This window comes from Saccharopolyspora sp. NPDC002578 (assembly GCF_053592695.1).
Genome location: NZ_JBSFWJ010000095.1, coordinates 1 through 16,883, shown reverse-complemented (window position 1 = coordinate 16,883; position 16,883 = coordinate 1). Strand labels below are relative to the sequence as shown.

At 70.5% G+C, this 16,883-nt stretch carries 11 protein-coding genes; 8 read left to right on the top strand and 3 right to left on the bottom strand.

The genetic code is table 11. The features are described from left to right. Window positions 1-617 precede the first annotated feature (617 nt). From ACWD38_RS27740 to ACWD38_RS27730, 3 genes are all read right to left on the bottom strand, one after another. Window positions 618-4,316, bottom strand: coding sequence for an FkbM family methyltransferase (locus tag ACWD38_RS27740; protein ID WP_450125237.1), 3,699 nt, complete (start codon window positions 4,314-4,316; stop codon window positions 618-620). 68 nt (window positions 4,317-4,384) lie between these two features. Beyond that, window positions 4,385-5,728 carry a type I glutamate--ammonia ligase gene (gene glnA, locus ACWD38_RS27735; protein WP_184477853.1) on the bottom strand — a complete coding sequence of 448 codons (1,344 nt, stop codon included), beginning with the start codon at window positions 5,726-5,728 and terminating at the stop codon, window positions 4,385-4,387. Between the two features lie 94 nt (window positions 5,729-5,822). Then, window positions 5,823-7,400 (bottom strand): alpha/beta hydrolase, encoded by a 1,578-nt coding sequence (locus ACWD38_RS27730; RefSeq protein WP_450125236.1) that lies wholly within the window; start codon window positions 7,398-7,400, stop codon window positions 5,823-5,825. Between the two features lie 83 nt (window positions 7,401-7,483). On the opposite strand from ACWD38_RS27730, the gene ACWD38_RS27725 reads away from it, so the two are divergent. The 8 genes from ACWD38_RS27725 (at window position 7,484) to ACWD38_RS27690 (ending at window position 16,760) form a co-directional block, all read left to right on the top strand. After that, the gene (locus ACWD38_RS27725; RefSeq protein WP_184477851.1) at window positions 7,484-9,229 is read left to right on the top strand and encodes an NAD+ synthase; all 1,746 of its coding nucleotides are present in this window, start codon (window positions 7,484-7,486) and stop codon (window positions 9,227-9,229) included. 688 nt (window positions 9,230-9,917) lie between these two features. Then, the gene (locus ACWD38_RS27720) at window positions 9,918-10,763 is read left to right on the top strand and encodes a transporter substrate-binding domain-containing protein (RefSeq protein WP_184484875.1); all 846 of its coding nucleotides are present in this window, start codon (window positions 9,918-9,920) and stop codon (window positions 10,761-10,763) included. Between the two features lie 323 nt (window positions 10,764-11,086). Beyond that, window positions 11,087-12,535: a sensor histidine kinase gene (locus ACWD38_RS27715; protein ID WP_184477850.1), complete on the top strand. Its 1,449-nt coding sequence runs from the start codon at window positions 11,087-11,089 to the stop codon at window positions 12,533-12,535. Window positions 12,536-12,601: 66 nt separating this feature from the next. Further along, window positions 12,602-13,015 (top strand): roadblock/LC7 domain-containing protein, encoded by a 414-nt coding sequence (locus ACWD38_RS27710; RefSeq protein ID WP_416309445.1) that lies wholly within the window; start codon window positions 12,602-12,604, stop codon window positions 13,013-13,015. Beyond that, window positions 13,012-13,377: a DUF742 domain-containing protein gene (locus ACWD38_RS27705; protein WP_184477849.1), complete on the top strand. Its 366-nt coding sequence runs from the start codon at window positions 13,012-13,014 to the stop codon at window positions 13,375-13,377. Before ACWD38_RS27710 ends, ACWD38_RS27705 begins: the two co-directional genes overlap by 4 nt. After that, window positions 13,358-13,966 carry a GTP-binding protein gene (locus ACWD38_RS27700; RefSeq protein ID WP_184477848.1) on the top strand — a complete coding sequence of 203 codons (609 nt, stop codon included), beginning with the start codon at window positions 13,358-13,360 and terminating at the stop codon, window positions 13,964-13,966. The genes ACWD38_RS27705 and ACWD38_RS27700 overlap by 20 nt, the downstream gene beginning before the upstream one ends. Continuing rightward, window positions 13,963-15,231, top strand: a complete 1,269-nt coding sequence (locus ACWD38_RS27695; RefSeq protein WP_450125235.1) for a cytochrome P450 — start codon at window positions 13,963-13,965, stop codon at window positions 15,229-15,231. Before ACWD38_RS27700 ends, ACWD38_RS27695 begins: the two co-directional genes overlap by 4 nt. A gap of 341 nt (window positions 15,232-15,572) precedes the next feature. Continuing rightward, window positions 15,573-16,760 (top strand): cytochrome P450, encoded by a 1,188-nt coding sequence (locus tag ACWD38_RS27690; RefSeq protein WP_221316204.1) that lies wholly within the window; start codon window positions 15,573-15,575, stop codon window positions 16,758-16,760. Window positions 16,761-16,883 lie beyond the last annotated feature (123 nt).

Genomic DNA, 16,883 nt, shown 5'->3' with positions numbered 1-16,883 from the left:
TCCTGAGCCAGGATCAAACTCTCCAACAATGTTTAGAGAAAAATCCTGCCCCGAAATAAACGAGGCACCCCGATCAAAACCACAAAGGCCGACCAGGGCATAAAATCAATCTAATGAGTTACCACTCATCATCATCGGCACGCTGTTGAGTTCTCAAAGAACACACCCACACCATCACCCACAACCCCCAACCTCAGGGCCGCGAACTCCGGGGAGTCATTTCCGTCTTTCGTTCTTGCGATGTTTCAAACTCTAGCAGGCTCGGTTTCGGCCGTTTTCAGGGGGGTCACTTCGCGGTCACCCGCACCCTGGTCGGCCAGATCGTCGACCTGATTTGGAGTTGTCCACTGCTAAGTCGTGACCCGCTCCCGTGGAAGCGCCTCTCGGATCTTAGCGACTGTCGTACGTTACCCGGTCCGCTTCGCGGTGTCAAACCCGCGCGTCCCGTCCGGTGCGCGCTACTGGGAATCCCCAGGCGCCGCCACCTTCGCCGTCCCCGCCAGGCTCTTGCGTCCTGTTCCGTCCGGCTTGCCGTGCGACGTGGAGAAAGTTACGCACACTCTCCGTGAATGTCAAATCGCCTGGTCAGACTCTTGACATTCACCGTTCACCGCGATTCAGGACTTGCCTCTGGGGCGCAGCCAGAGCTTGACCGTGCTCGTGGAGCCGGCGGCGTCGATCGCCTCCAGCAGTTCGGAGGCCGAGACCGCGGTCGTGCGGCCCACGGGGACCAGCTCGTAACCCCAGGTGCCGAACTCGTGCAATGCCGTGGCCGGGTCGTCTCCGAGTTCCGTGATGCCGGAAGGGGTGAACGAGCACACGATCGACGGACGATCCCGCCGGAGCAGGCGGACCAGGCCGCCGAGGACCCGGTGCACGCGGGCGCCGACGTCGACGTGCACCACCGACAGCGTCATGTCGTGCAGCGTCGAGGTGTTCTCCAGTTCCTTGTCGAGCCGCACCCCCGGTACGCGCGCGTCCGGGTCCTCGGGGTCCGACTCCTCCGCCGGACGCACCGAGACTCCGCCCGCCAGGGACTGTTCGGCGACCAGGTCGGCTGGGGCGTCCCAAGCCGCGGCGGCGAGGGTGACCAGGCGGTGGCCCCACGCCGAGGGGACGTTCACCTCGACGTTGCGGTTGAGCAGTGCGCGGCCGTCCGCGCTGGGCTCGACCGCGATCACGGCGCCGCTGTTGCCGAGCCTGCTCAGCACCCGGACGGTCTGGTAGCCGACGTAGGCGCCGACGTCGAGGAACACGCCGTCCGGTTCGAGCAGCGAGTCGATCAGCCCGGAGACCTCCGCGTCCCACGTGGCGTGCGAGGACAGCCACGGCAGCATCATGGCGTCGTCGGCGGGCAGCCGGAGCAGGCCCGCGTCGCAGAGCACCGGGGTGCTGGTGCCGTCGGCGGTGCCGGTGTTGCGCTCGTGCTCGCGCAGCAGGATGCGTTGCAGCACGTCCGTGCGGTGCAGGGCGTAGGCGGCGTCGCTGGTCGCGGAGCGCAGGGTGGTTTCGAGCTCCTGGTTGCGGGCCTGTTCGCGCTCGTTCTCCAGCGCGTCGATCCGGTCCAGGGTCCGCTCCACCGCGCCGGTGAGGCTGTCGAGCCGCTGCGCCAGCAGGTCGTCGCGGTCGGGCTCACCGCCGCCCGAGCCGCCGCCCGCCTCCAGCGCGCGCAGCCGCCGGTGCTGGTCGGCGAGGTCGGCGCGGGCCCGCACCATGCCGTCGTCGGTGCTGGTGAGGCGTTCGTCGAGCTGGTCGTGGCGCTGGTCGATGCGGCCGAGTTCGGTGCGGAGCAGGTCGAGCTCCTCCCCTCCCCCGTCCGCGTCGTACTGGCGGCGCAGCAGCTCAGCCGCGGTCTGCTCCACGCCGTCGACCATGGAGCGCAGCACGTCGCGGATGTGCTCGTCGTAGTGGCTGAGCACCCGCAGCACCGCCTTGCGCAGCGCGGGGGCCACCGAGTTGCGGCCACCGGCGCCGACGTCGGGGGCGCGGTGCAGCGCGTGGCGCGCCACCAGCAGCGGGTGCAGCGGGTCGTCGAGGTCGCCGTGGCGATCCTTCGCCCACTTGGTGCGCCAGTTCCGGTAGGCGTGCTCGACGTGCTCGCGCAACCGCTCGGCGGCGTGGTTGACGCTGTGCTGCGCGAGCAGGTGATCGCGGGCGCGGCGGCCGGCCGCGGCGGTCTCCTCGGGGTCGTCGGCCGCGGTGCGCAGGGCGACGGCGGCGGCCTCGACGTCCGGTTCGCCTTGGCCTTGGCAGGGCACGAGGCTCGCCCCGGCGGAGCCGAGCAGCTCGGTGACGGCGCCGTGGTCCGCGGCGAGCACCGGCACGCCGTGCGCGGCGACCTCCAGCAACCGCAGCGCGTACCGGTCACCGCCCGCCGGGCGGTGCAGCGAGGCCACGGCGTCCGCGGCGGACAGCAGGCCCACGGTGGCGATCTCCTCCTCGACGAGGTGCACCCGCGGGTCGGCGGCCGTGGCCAGCCGCAGGCGCTCGGCCGCCTCCGGGTGTTCGGCCGCACCGGTGACGGCGACGAGCAGGTGCACGTCCTCGCGTTCGGGGAACGCGGCGAAGAAGGCCGTGACCAGGCCGAGGATGTTGTCGCGACGTTCGTCGGAGTGGTCGGCGAAAGCACCGATGACGAACTCCTCGGACAACCCGAACCGGGCGCGTGCCGCCTTCCGCGTCGGCAGGTCCACCGGCCCCGGGTCGAGCAGCGGGAGGGCGACGACCCGCGTGGTAGGCCCGCCCGCGCGCCGGGCGGCCTGGCGGGCCGCTTCGGAGAGCACCCATGCCTCCACCGCGCCGTCCGCGTCGGTGGTGTCGGGTTGCACGTCGATCAGGTGGCGTCCCGCGGGCACCGTCAGGCCGGGCTCGCAGCGCAGCACCACCGGGTAGTACGGGGTGTCCGCGGAGGGCAGCCCGGAGGCGCGCACGGCGGCTCGGACGAGTTCGGCGGTGCGGCCGGTGCCGAGGATGGCGACGCCGAGCTGGTCGACGAGCGTCGAGCCGTCGGTGCCGCCGAGGTTGCGCACCGCGGCGGCAGGTACCCGGCCGCTGGCGACGCCGACGCCCGCGCACCATTCGCGGAACGCGTCGGCGTCCGCGCCGAACGGGTCGGGGTAGTTCTTGCGCAGCACCTGGTCGTCGGCCCAGACCGCCGCGGTCCAGCGGGAACCGCCGGTGGCCCGCTGCCGTTCGTCCACGGGCTCGCAGGCCCAGTCGAGGAAGTCCTCGACGCCGGCGCCGGTGGCGAACGGGCTCGTCGGTGCCTGGTCGCGCTGCCAGGCGTCGAGGTAGTCGCGCCGCAGCGGTTCGGGCAGCGGGGTGCCGTCCGGCAGGGCGTCGTAGGGGTGCGGCTGTTCCCGCGTGTAGCCCGCTTCGACGAGCTCGTTGCGGTAGGCCGCGCAGAGCCCGGCGAGCACCGGATGTTCCGAGAGCAGCACTCGCGGGCGGTCGGCGTAGTGCGTGGACAGCAGCCAGGGCCGCTGCGGCTGGAACCCGTCGAAGTGGATGCTGCGCAGCTGGGCACCGTCGACCGCGTGCCCGCCGTCGCCGGTGGGGATGAGTTCGCGTTGCGCCGCGTTCCACACCGACAGCCCCACGCCCGGGTCGCGCAGCACGTGGTGGTCGATCAGCGCGGGTGCGCCGTCGAGCAGCATGCCGACGCTGGGGTCGGCGCGGACCTGCTCGGCCCACGCGGTGAGGAAGTCCTCCGCGCCGGGGCGCACGCCGAGCACGCTCGGGTCGAACGGGCCGGATTCGACCAGGTCGGTGGCGCTCGGGCGGAACCCGTCGGCGTAGAGGGTCCGCAGCACCCTCGGCACCAGCGCGACCGGGCGGTCCGGGGACAGCTCGCGCAGCAGGTCGTCGAATTCGCTGAACACCTGCACCGACGGTTCGAGGTAGAGCACGGTGGCGCCGGTGGCCACCAGGTGCTGCAGCAGCCGGGGGCGCAGCACAGCGCGCAGCTGGTCCGCGGTGCAGGCGACGGCGAGTCCGGCGAGCTCGTCGGCGTCGACGCCGATCCGCGCCGGGGTGAGCACGTCACCGCTGAGCTCGCCGCCGATGGGCAGCACCACGAACCGGGCTCCCGGGTGGCTGCGCAGGAACGATTCGCGCAGCACCCGCGCGGCGGGGAGCTGGCCCGGTCCGGCGACGGTGCAGCCGATCAGCGTGGCCTGATCGGCGTCGAAGCCCGCGGCGGGGTCCGGGTGCTCGGCCGGCCATTCCGGTTCGTCCGCCCGGTGCTCCAACAGGTCGGAGGTGGCTTCGGCGTCGGAGCCACCGGAGGGCTCGGGCTGCGGCTGCGAATCAGTCACGGGGCGAACCTATCGCCCCACCCTCCGGGTGCCCACGACCTGACCCCACGAGATCGGTTTGAGCCCGGTCACAACATCGGCATCAGGCTCTGCAGCTCGTACGGCGTGACGCGGCTGCGGTAGGAGTCCCACTCGTTGCGCTTGTTGCGGAGGAAGAAGTCGAAGACGTGCTCGCCGAGGGTTTCGGCGACCAGCTCGGAGTTCTCCATCTCGCTCAACGCGTCGTTGAGGTTCTGCGGCAGGCTGGCGTACCCGGCGGCCTTGCGCTCGCCTTCGGTCAGCGACCACACGTCGTCCTCGGTGGCGGGCGGCAGTTCGTAGCCCTTCTCCACGCCGCGCAGCCCGGCGGCGAGGATCACCGCGTACGCCAGGTACGGGTTGCAGGCCGAGTCGGGGCTGCGGACCTCGACGCGCCGCGAGGAGGACTTGCCGGGCGAGTACATCGGCACCCGCACCAGCGCGGAGCGGTTGGCGTGGCCCCAGCAGACCGCGGTGGGCGCCTCGCCGCCGACGATGAGCCGCTTGTACGAGTTCACCCACTGGTTGGTGACGGCGCTGATCTCGCGCGCGTGGGTGAGGATGCCCGCGACGAACGCCCGCCCGGTGTCGGAGAGCTCGTAGGGGTTCTCCGGGTGGTAGAAGGCGTTCTGGTCGCCTTCGAAAAGGCTGAAGTGGGTGTGCATGCCGGAACCGGGCTGCGCGGTGAACGGCTTGGGCATGAAGGAGGCGTGCACGCCCTGCATGAGGGCGACCTCCTTGACGGTGTAGCGGAAGGTCATCACGTTGTCGGCCATGGTGAGCGCGTCGGCGTAGCGCAGGTCGATCTCCTGCTGGCCGGGGGCGCCCTCGTGGTGGCTGAACTCGACGGAGATGCCCATCGCTTCGAGCGTTTCGATGGCGTTGCGCCGGAAGTGCGGGGCGGCGTCGTGGCTGGCCTGGTCGAAGTAGCCGCCGGAGTCGGCGGGTTCCGGTTCGACCCCGGTGGTCGGCAGGTTCTTCAGCAGGAAGAACTCGATCTCGGGGTGCACGTAGCAGGTGAACCCGGCTTCGGTGGCCTTCGACAGGGTGCGGCGCAGGACGTGGCGCGGGTCGGCCCAGCACGGGGAGCCGTCGGGCATCGCGATGTCGCAGAACATGCGGGCCGAGTAGTGCTCGCCGTCGGGCGTCTCCCAGGGCAGCACTTGGAACGTGGTCGGGTCGGGCTTGGCGACCATGTCCGACTCGTAGATCCGTGAGAATCCTTCGATGGCGGAGCCGTCGAACCCGATGCCCTCGCTGAAGGCCCCCTCGAGTTCGGCGGGCGAGATCGCCACGGACTTGAGGATGCCGAGGACGTCGGTGAACCACAGCCGCACGAAGCGGATGTCACGTTCCTCCAGGGTGCGGAGCACGAACTCCTGCTGGCGGTTCATGCTCGCAGCCTAATTCCTGCGGTTCCCGCGACGCCCGACCGTGCGCGTTGAGTCCTCGTTACCGTCCGGTTCCGCGGCCGGTCGCGGTGGCGGGTCACTTGCACCGGGTGCCGTCCGCGGGCAGTTCGAGCTCGGTCAGGTAGTCGATGCCCGCGTCGTCCACGCACGAGTTGCCCTGGAGGAACGCGGTGTGCTGGGTGCCTTCGAAGGTGAGCAGCCTGCCGCGCAGCGCCTTCGCGAGGTTGACCCCCGCGTCGTAGGGCGTGGCCGGGTCGCCGGTGGTCGAGATCACCAGGGTGGGCGGCAGGCCCTGCACCTGGGGTTGGGCCGCGTCGCCGGTGACCGGCACGGGCCAGAACGAGCACATGTCCATGGCGCTGTTGGCGGGCAGGCCGTCGTCGAGGAAGGGCGCCGCCTCGCGGTAGCGGCGGTCCGCTTCGCGCAGCACGGCGCGGTCGGTGACGCGCGGATCGTCGACGCAGCGCACGGCGTTGAACGCGTCGGTGATGTTGCTGTAGGAGCCGTTGGCCTCACGGCCGTAGTAGGAGTCGGCGAGGGTCAGCAGCACGGTGCCGCGGCCCTGGGCGAGCTCACCGAGGCCGGTGTTGAGCGCGGGCCACATGCTCTGCGCGTAGAGCGCTTGGACGGCCGCGGTCGTGGCGTCGGTGTAGGAGAGCTCCCGGTCGCCCGCGGGCACCGGGTGTTCCAGCAGCGGCCGGGCGAGTCGCTGGAACGCCGGGACGGCCCGTGACGAGTCGGCGCCGAGGGCGCACTGGTTCTGCCCGGCGCACCACCGTGCGAAGGACTCGAAGGCGCGCTGGAAGCCGGCGCCCTGCATGACCTGCTGCTCGATGGCGTCCTGGCCGGGGTCGATGGCGCCGTCGAGGATCATCGCCCGCACGTTGCCGGGGAACCGCTCGGCGTACGCGGAGCCGATGCGGGTGCCGTAGGAGTAGCCGAGGTAGGTCAGCTGCGGGTCGCCGAGCGCGGAGCGCAGCACGTCCATGTCCTGGACGACGTCGCGGGTGCCGACGTGGGCGAGCACGTCCTCGCCGGTCCGCTGCACGCACTTGCCGGTGTAGTCGCGCACTTCCCGCTCGGTCTGCGCGGTGCCCTCCGGGGAGGTGTCGGCGTCGGAGTCGAGCCGGTCGGCGTCCCACTCCTCGTCGGTGAGGCAGCGGACCTCGGGTTCGCTGGCGCCGATGCCGCGCGGGTCGAAGCCGATCTGGTCGAAGCGCTCACCGAGGTCGGTGGGCTCCAAGGTGGGGGCGAGGCTCGCGGCGGCGCTCATGCCGGAGGCGCCGGGGCCGCCGGGGTTCATCAGCAGCGAGCCGATGCGGGTGTCCGGGTCGGTCGCCGGTTTGCGCAGCACGCCGATGTTGATCTGGCGGCCTTCCGGCCGCTCGTAGTCCAGCGGCACGCGCAACCGGGCGCACTCCAGCGTCCGGTCCTGGTAGACGCCCTGGTCGGCGCTGGTGGTGGCGTACTCCGCGCACGGGCCCCAGTCGAGCTCTTGGCCGTAGAACTCCTCCAGACCGGCCGGGACCGCGCCCGCCGGGCCGCTGCGCTCGGTGCGCGGCTGCAGCAGCGGTCCGCTCGACGGCGAGGGGGCGCAGGCGGCGGCACCGCTGAGCAGCAACAGCGCGCATCCGGCGGTCAGCAAGCGACTCATTCGGGGGATGGTGTCACGCGTTCGGCGTCGGCTTCGTCACGGGCGGTGGGACTTCGTCCGGCGCGTGCGCGAAGATGACGTTCATGCCGCAGCTGCGCCTCGCTCTAGCCCAGGTCAACGCGACCGTCGGGGACATCGCCGGGAACACGGCGATGGTCCTGGAATGGACCCGCAGGGCCGTGCAGGAAGGCGCCCACGTGGTCGCCTTCCCGGAAACGGTGCTCGCCGGATACCCGGTGGAGGACTTGGCGCTGCGCAAGTCGTTCGCCGCGGCGAACCGCGCCGCGATCGACGCGCTGGCGGTGAACCTGCGCGAAGCCGGGTGCGGGGACGCGCTGGTCGTGGTGGGCCACCTGGACCGCGACGACGAAGGGGTGCGCAACTCGGCTTCGCTGCTGTTCGGCGGTGAGGTCGTGGCGACCTACGACAAGTACCACCTGCCGAACTACGGCGTGTTCGACGAGGCGCGGTACTTCGCGCCGGGCTTCGACCTGCCGATCGTGAAGCTGCACGGCCTGGACATCGGCGTGGTGATCTGCGAGGACATCTGGCAGAACGGCGGCCCGGTGGCCGCGCTGGGCCAGGTCGGCGTGGACCTCGTGGTGTGCGTGAACTCCTCGCCGTACGAGCGCTCCAAGGACGACGTGCGGGTTCCGCTGGTGGCGCGCCGGGCCGCGGAGGCGGGTGCGCCGATCGCGTACGTGAACATGGTCGGCGCGCAGGACGACCTGGTCTTCGACGGCGATTCGATCGTGATGGGCGCCGACGGCGAGGTGCTCGCGCGGGCGCCGCAGTTCACCGAGCACCTGCTGGTGCTGGACGTGGACGTGCCCGCCGGCGGGCACACGGCCACGACGGTGCCGGAGCAGCCGGGCCGGATCCGGATGCCCGCGTTCGACGTGACGCGCACGGTGCTGCAGCCCGATCCGCTGCCCGCCTACGAGCCGCTGCCCGCTCCGCCCGGCGTGGAGCCGCTGCCGGAGCTCGCCGAGACCTGGGCGGCGCTGGTGACGGGCTTGCGGGATTACGTGCACAAGAACGGTTTCCGGTCGGTGACGTTCGGGTTCTCCGGGGGCATCGACTCGGCGGTGTGCGCAGCGCTGGCCGCGGACGCGCTGGGGCCGGACGCGCTGCACGGGGTGTCGATGCCGTCGCACTACTCCTCGGAGCACTCCCGGTCGGACGCGGCCGAGCTGGCCCGCCGGTTGGGCTGCCACTTCGAGGAGCGGCCGGTGGCGGACATGGTCGCGGCGTTCGTCGGGCCGCTGGGCTTGACGGGGCTCGCGGAGGAGAACGTGCAGGCCCGCTGCCGGGGCATCACGTTGATGGCGATGTCGAACCAGCACGGTCACCTGGTGCTGGCGCCGGGGAACAAGACGGAGCTGGCGGTCGGCTACTCCACGATCTACGGCGACGCGGTCGGCGGGTTCGCGCCGATCAAGGACGTGCCGAAGACGCTGGTGTGGGAACTGGCGAGGTGGCGCAACGCGGAGGCGGAGAAGCTCGGCGAAGTGCCGCCGATCCCGGAGAACTCGATCGAGAAGGTGCCATCGGCGGAGCTGCGGCCCGATCAGACCGACCAGGACTCGCTGCCGCCCTACGACGTGCTGGACGCGGTGCTGGACGGCTACGTCGAGGGCGATCGGGACTACTCGGACCTGGTCGCGGACGGGTTCGACGCGGAGCTCGTGGAGCGGGTGATCCGGATGGTCGACGGGGCGGAGTACAAGCGCCGCCAGTACCCGCCGGGCACCAAGATCACGCTGAAGGCCTTCGGCCGCGACCGGCGCCTGCCGATCACCAACCGCTGGCGCGAAAGCCGCCCCTGAGCCGGGTCGTTCACGCCCTGCCCGGAGCGGCCCGAACCCGCGCCGCTGCGGACGACTCGCGCGTTTTGGCGAGGAATCGTTCGGGCCGCATCTCGGCTGATCATGGCGAATCGGCTCGTTGAGCTGCCGCGATGTGGACCGAATGATCTTTTCCGGGTCCTGGAGAGCGTCGATTTCTCGCTGAATTGCGGGGCGCTTCAGGGCTTTTGCGAGGTTTTCGGCTCGGGCCGGAGCCGTGGCCGATGTGGACGGCGATGGTTTCGGAGCCAGGCGATCGAACGCTCGGGGCGGAGGCGGCTGCCGAGCTCGGCGATCTGCGGCCGGTGCCCGGTCGGCCGAACCCGGCCGGAACGGCATCCGGCGGTTGACGCGGAACTCGGGACGCGCGGGTCGAGAAACGACCGCAGCGATCCGAACAACGGTCGCGTCGAAGCGGGGATCACCGGGCGCGGCGGGCAGATCCGCGATTCCCGGACGCCGACGGTGATCGTCTCAGATTCAACTTCTCGACGCGGCGCGCGTTCTCGGAACACCTATCGCCGCACGGATGCGGGTGGTCGCAGCGGTTGCGCGAAGTGGAGCAATCGGTGAACGACCCACTGGACCGATCTTGGTGGACGAATGGGCCAGAGATTCGGATAGTCTCCCCCGCGAGCCGCAGTGCTGCGGCATCGCGTGGAGGGCTCGCATGGGGTGGAGAACCGCGGCGTCGAGCGCCGCACTGGCCGCGCTGACCGCGCTGTTCGGCGCCGGCTGCGCGGATTCGAACGGTCCCGGCGCGAACCCGGAATCAGGCGGGACCGCACGGGAAAGCAGCACCGGACCGGCAATGCGGTCCACAATGGATGACATCGCCGAGCGCGGCGAACTCCGGGTGTGCAGCACCGGGGACTACCGGCCGTTCACCTATCGCGACGCCAACGGCGCCTGGAGCGGCATCGACATCGACATGGCGCGCGATCTGGCCGCCGAGCTCGGCGTGCGCGCCACCATCGTCGCCACCACGTGGGAGTCGCTGAGCGCGGACTTCGCGCAGCGGTGCGACATCGCGGCGGGCGGCGTGTCGGTGACGCTGAAGCGCGCGAAAGAGGCGTTCTTCAGCGATGCGTACGTCGTCGACGGCAAGACGCCGATCACGCGGTGCGAGAACGCCGCGCGATTCCGGACGCTGGAGCAGATCGACCGCCCCGGCGTGCGCGCCGTGGTGAACCCCGGCGGCACCAACGAGAAGTTCGCACGCGAGAGGTTGCACCGCGCGGAGATTGTTCCGCACCCGGACAACAACACGATTTTCGACGAGATCCGCAGCGGCCGAGCCGATCTCATGATCACTGACGGCGCGGAGACCAAATGGCAGGCGCGGCGCCACCCCGAACTCTGCGCGGTGCACCCGGACCAACCGTTCACCTTCTCCGAGAAGGCATATCTGCTGCCGCGCGGTGACGTCGTCTTCCAGCAGTTCGTGAACGAGTGGCTGCACTTGCGCAAGCACGACGGCACATACGACCGGATCGCGCGGCCATGGATCGGCTGAGCACCTCATGCGGAACCGAAATCACCCGGAAGTCGCGCATCCGGATACCCGGTGGAATGACGATCGCGCCCCGCAATGCACCGCGCCCACAACCGGGACACGCACTCCACCAGCCGAGATCACCTACCGGTGTTTTCAGCCCCCGGAGAGTGAGTAGCATCGCGAGCCCAGGGGAGATCAGCGGGATTTCACCGAGCAAGTCGAAACAGGGGTGGCCGGGTGTCGGCCCGGCCGAACACCTCCCCCGCCCGACTCCCCCGCCGCACCGCCGAGGGCCCGCGGTGCGCAGGCCAGTGCCACCGACCGCGACGAGGACCTGATTGATGTCAGCACCCACCCACACCCAATCCGCGGCCAAACGCCGCCACCTGGCCCGAGCCCTGCTGGTATTGCTGATCTCCGGGGTCGTGACCGCGGCGCTGAGCACGTGGGCCGCCATCGCGAGCCCCGCCTCGGCCACCGTGCTGGTCGCCTGGAGCACCGGCATCGCCGCAGCCCTGATCAGCATCGCGTTCGCGTTAGCCAGCTGGGGCCTGCAGAACGCCACCTTCTACCGCACCCGCGCCGAGAAGGCCGACGGTGCCACGGCGAAGCTCGCCGACGAAACCCTCCCCTCGCTGGTCACCCGACTGCGCGCCGGGTCCTCCGTGGACACCGCGCTCGGCGAGATCGACCACCCCCGCAATCCCACGCACCAGCGCATCCTGCGCGCCCTCGGCCAGGAGATCGGCCAAGGTGAACGCGCCCGCGCCGCCGCCATGCTCGCCTGCGCCAACGCCGCGGGCCGGATGCAGGCGCTGTCGACGAACATGCTCGCCAGCCTCCGCGAAATGGAGGAGCGCCACGACGAATCGGTGCTGGGCGACCTGCTCGAACTCGACCACACCACCGCGCAGGCCGGTCGCCTCGCGGACAGCATCGCGGTGCTCACCGGCGCCCGGTCCGGCCGCCGCTGGACCAAGCCGATCAAGATGGAGAGCATCCTGCGCGGCTCCGTCGGCCGCATCGCCGCCTACAAGCGGGTCCGGCTGCACTCCACCAGCACCGTCGCCATCGTCGGCTACGCCGCCGAAGGCGTCATGCACGCGCTGGCAGAGCTGATGGACAACGCCACCAGCTTCTCGCCGCCGTCCGAACTCGCGCACGTCTACGTGGAAGAAGTCCACTCCGGCGTCATCGTCACCATCGAAGACGGCGGGCTCGTGATGAGCGAGGCGGCGATGAAGCGCGCCGTGCACGCCGTCGGCACCGAACCGCTGGACCTCACCACGCTCAACGGCACCCGGCTCGGCCTCGCCGTCGTCGGCTGCCTCGCCAGGAAGCACGGGCTGACCGTGTCGTTCCGGCCGTCCTCGCGCGGCGGCACCGGGGTCGTCGTGATGATCCCGCGCAAGCTGATCACCCAGCCGCGCAAGCAGGAGGAGTTCACCCTCCCGACCCGCACCGTGGGAGCGGCCCAGCCCGCGCAGCTCAGCTCGGTGACGTCGGCGGGAACCGCCACCGCGACCGGCACGCTCACCCGGCAGGACCTCAACGAGAAGCCCGCGGCACCCGCCGAGAACTCGGAGGCGACCTTGCAGAACCTCCCGAAGCGCCGCCGCGGCGAAACGCTGGCCGCGGCGTCCCCGTCGTTGGTGTCCGGCTCCGACGACGACAACACCCAGCAGCCGCCCGCACCCGCACGGCCCCGACCGAACGCGGGCGCCCGATTCGGCGCGTTCCGGCAGGCGAGCCGGCCCAGCGACGGCCCGCAGGCCGACGACGCGCGCTGACCAATCTGCCGACGAGAAAGAATGGAGGCAGGGGCCACCCGGCCACGCGGGTACCCCGACACCCTGATGACCAACGACCACAATCTCGACTGGTTGCTGGAGAACCTGCTGGGACGCACTCCTGGCGCCAAGCACGCAGTCGTGCTGTCCAAGGACGGGCTGAAGGTCTGCCACTCCCCGGGGCTGACCATCGACCAGGCCGACCAGCTGGCCGCGATCGCCTCCGGCATCCAGAGCCTCTCCTACGGGGCGTCCGTCGAATTCGGCGACGGCAGCGGCGGCGTCCGGCAGTCCATGACCGAGTTCCACGGCGGCCTGCTGTTCATCGTCGAAGCCGGTGAAGGCGCGCACCTGGCCGTGCTCGCCGACGAGGACTCCGACGTCGGCGTCATCGGGCACAACATGAACGAGCTCGTCGAGCAGATCGGCGAGTACCTCAGCGCTCCGCCCCGCCAAGCCCAGCCGAGCGGGTTGTCATGATCTGGCGGCCCCTCGACAACGAAGATCCGGACCGGCTCTACACCGTCACCGGGGGACGCAGCAGCGCGGACGAAGAGTCCCTGGACCTGGTCACGCTCATCGTCAGCGAGTGCGACCCGGCGCCGGGCATGCAGTCCGAGCACATCCGGATCCTGCAGCTGTGCAGGCAACCGATGGCGGTCGTGGAGATCTCCTCGCACCTGGGCATGCCCGTCGGAGTGGTGAAGATCCTGCTCTGCGACCTGCTCGACACGAACCGGATCACCGCACGCCACCCCACTTCCGCGCCGGCGAGCAAGAAGGCGCAACTGCCCGATCCCGACATCTTGAAGCAGGTTCTCGTTGGACTCCACAACCTCTGACCCCACGAGCGCACCGCTGCGCAGCACCGCCAGCGACGGTCTCAAGATCGTCATCGTGGGCGGCTTCGGGGTGGGCAAGACCACCATGGTCCGGTCGGTCAGCGAGATCCGTCCGCTGAGCACCGAAGAGACCATGACCCAGGCGAGCCTCGGCGTCGACGACGCCAGCGCGGTCCGGGAGAAGACCACGACCACGGTCGCGTTCGACTTCGGCCGCATCAGCCTCGACGCCGAGCGGGTGCTGTACCTGTTCGGCGCGCCCGGTCAGCAGCGGTTCTGGTTCCTGTGGGACCGGTTGTTCTCCGGGACGCTGGGCGCCGTCGTGCTCGTCGACACCCGGCGGCTGGAGGACTCCTGGTACGCCATCGACCGGCTCGAACACCACGGGATGCCGTTCATCGTCGCGCGCAACAACTTCGACGCCCAGGACCACCCGCTCGAAGACGTGCGCAACGCGTTGTCGCTGCCCGAGGACATCCCGCTGATCGACTGCGACGCGCGGGACCGCGCGTCCAGCAAGCACGTGCTGATCACCCTGGTGAACCACCTCTACGCGCTGGCCACGGCCCCGCAGGGGGCCAGATCGTGAGTTCGCCCGATCCCATCACCGAAGCCTGGCCGCAGAGCGACCAGGAGGCACGCCGGATCCGCACCGACGCGATCGAACTGTTCGGGCCCCGGTTCCACCAGGACCCGGCCGAGCTGTACCGGGCGATCCGGGCGCAGTACGGCCCGGTCGCCCCGATCGTGCTCGAAGGCGGCGTGCCCGCCTGGTTCGTCGGTGATTACCGCGAGATCAACCAGGTCTGCGGCAATCCGGACCTGTTCGCCCGCGACTCCCGGCGCTGGAACGCGTGGGACCAGGTCCCGCAGGACTGGTCGCTGAACCCCTTCGTGCGGTACCAGCCGTCGATGGCGTTCGCGGAAGGCGACCAGTACCGGCGGCGGATCGGGATCTTCGGGGACGCGCTCGGCGTCATCGACCAGTTCGAGCTGCAGCGGTACTGCGAGACCACCGCCGATCGGTTGATCGACGGGTTCGCGACGACCGGTGCGGCGGACCTCATCTCGCAGTTCGCCTACCAGCTCCCGCTGTTCGCGCTGGCGTGGGTGTGCGGGGTGCCGCGGGACGACGCACCGATCCTGCTCGAGGACATGGTCGCTTCGGTGGGAGACGGCGACAGCGCGGCGGCGCACCAGCGCATCGTGAACCGGATCCGGCGGCTGATCCGGCGCAAGCGGGAACTGCCGGGCCCGGACCTCACCAGCCGGTGGCTGGAGGGCGATCCGGAGCTGACCGAGGAAGCGCTCGCGCAGGACCTCGTCACGACCCTGACCGCCGGGCAGCAGACGGTGGCGCACTGGATCGGCAACGCGCTGCGGCTGATGCTCACCGACGAGCGGTTCGCCGTCACCCTCACCGGGGGGCGGCGTTCGGTCGGGCACGCGCTCAACGAAGTGCTCTGGGAGGACACCCCCACCCAGAACTACGTCGGCCGGTTCGCCACCCGGGACACCGAACTCGGCGACCGGCAGATCCGGGCCGGGGACATGCTCGTGCTGGGGCTCGCGGCGGGCAACACCGATCCGCGGATCCGGCCGGAGTCCTACGCGGACTCCGTCGGCAACAACGCGTTCCTGTCCTTCGGCACCGGCGACCGCGGCTGCCCGTACCCGGCACCGCAGCTCGCGGAGACGATGGCCCGCGCCGCCATCGAGGTGCTGCTGGACCGGCTGCCCGACGTCGGGCTGTCGGTACCGCCGAACGAGTTGGAGTGGGTGCCCTCGGTGTGGATGCGCGGGCTGCTGGCCCTGCCCGTCGAATTCAGCCCCAGCTACATCATCGGCGACTAGAGAGACATGCGACGACGGGCCCGCCCCGCCGTCACCAGGCGGGCGGCCGCCCCGGTCGCCCGCCTGCTTCCTGGTATGACCACCGGGATGCCGTCATCCGTCGTCGGCAACGATTCCGCGCCGCCAGCGGCCGGGCGTGCCGACGTCACCTGGCGACATCCGGTGATCCGACCGCAACCGGACCCGGCCGACACCGCGTCCGGATGTGCATCGGTCGCCAGGTCGTTACTCCCTGTCCGAACGGAAACTCGGGAGCTTCATTCCCTATGACCAATCCAGACATCTGGCCGACCACCGATCCCACCACCCAGGGCTGCCCGATGGGCAAGGAACCCATCGCCATGCACGGCCCGCGGTTCCAGCAGAACCCGGCTCAGCTGTACCGGCAGATGCGCAACGAGTACGGCCCGGTCGCACCGGTGCGGCTCGAAGGCGACGTGCCCGCATGGCTCGTGCTCGGCTACCGGGAGATCCACCAGGTGGAGAGCAACCCGGAGCTGTTCGCGCGCGACACCCGGCGCTGGAACGCGTGGGACCGCGTCCCGGAGAACTGGGGCCTGATGGCGTTCGTCGGGTACCAGCCCTCGCTGATGTTCACCGAGGGCGCCGAGCACCAGCGCCGCACCGGAGCCCTCGGCGACTCCCTCGACGAAGTCGACCAGTTCGAGCTGCGCGGCATCTGCGAGCAGATCGCCGACGAGCTGATCGACTCGTTCGCGGGCAGCGGCGAAGCCGACCTGATGGCGCAGTTCGCGCACCCGATGCCGCTGCGCGTGATGGCGCGGCTGTTCGGGCTCGGTGACGACGAGGCGGCCCAGCTGGGCCAGGACCTCACCGACACCGTCGCCAGCGATGACGGGGTCGGCGCCTACCAGCGCATCCAGGAGCGGATGAAGCGGCTGGTGGAGCGCAAGAAGGAGAACCCCGGCGCGGACCTGCCGTCGCGGCTGCTGGTGCACCCGGCGGGCATGACCGAGGAGGAGATCCTGCAGGACCTCCTGGTGGTGCTCACCGCGGCGCAGCAGCCGGTGGCGTACTGGATCGGCAACGCGATCCGGCTGATGCTCACCGACGAGCGCTTCGCCGTCACCCTCGCCGGCGGTCGCCGCTCCATCGGCCAAGCGCTCAACGAGGTGCTCTGGGAGGACACGCCGACGCAGAACTTCATCGGCCGGTTCGCCTCCCGGGAGACGGAACTCGGCGGTCAGCGCATCCACACCGGCGACATGCTGGTGCTCGGGTTCGCCGCCGCCAACACCGACCCGCAGGTGCGGCCGGACGCGTACTCCGACTCCGTCGGCAACAACGCGCACATGTCCTTCGGGCACGGCGAGCACGGCTGCCCGCACCCCGGCCCCGAGATCGGTGCGGTGATCTCCCGCATCGCCATCGAGGTGCTGCTGGACCGGCTGCCGGACGTGGCGCTGGCCGCCGACCCGGACGCGCTGGTGTGGCTTCCCTCGGTGTGGATGCGCGGGCTCGCCGCACTACCGGTGCAGTTCAGTCCTAGTTACATCGTGGGGTCTTGAGCCGGTCGTTCTGCGTAGGGGGCGGGTAGCGGAACCTCAGTCGTCTTCTCGCTGCGGGATCTTTTTCCCTAGTGGCTCCGCCACGAGGGAAAAAGCTGTCCTCGCGAGAAGACGACTGAGAAC

Coding starts and splice junctions, on each gene's coding strand:
- glnA (WP_184477853.1), bottom strand. CDS start 5,728: ATGAACCGCCAGCAGGAGTTCGTGCTCCGCACCCTGGAGGAACGTGAC.
- ACWD38_RS27730 (WP_450125236.1), bottom strand. CDS start 7,400: ATGAGTCGCTTGCTGACCGCCGGATGCGCGCTGTTGCTGCTCAGCGGT.
- ACWD38_RS27725 (WP_184477851.1), top strand. CDS start 7,484: ATGCCGCAGCTGCGCCTCGCTCTAGCCCAGGTCAACGCGACCGTCGGG.
- ACWD38_RS27720 (WP_184484875.1), top strand. CDS start 9,918: ATGGGGTGGAGAACCGCGGCGTCGAGCGCCGCACTGGCCGCGCTGACC.
- ACWD38_RS27715 (WP_184477850.1), top strand. CDS start 11,087: ATGTCAGCACCCACCCACACCCAATCCGCGGCCAAACGCCGCCACCTG.
- ACWD38_RS27710 (WP_416309445.1), top strand. CDS start 12,602: ATGACCAACGACCACAATCTCGACTGGTTGCTGGAGAACCTGCTGGGA.
- ACWD38_RS27705 (WP_184477849.1), top strand. CDS start 13,012: ATGATCTGGCGGCCCCTCGACAACGAAGATCCGGACCGGCTCTACACC.
- ACWD38_RS27690 (WP_221316204.1), top strand. CDS start 15,573: ATGCACGGCCCGCGGTTCCAGCAGAACCCGGCTCAGCTGTACCGGCAG.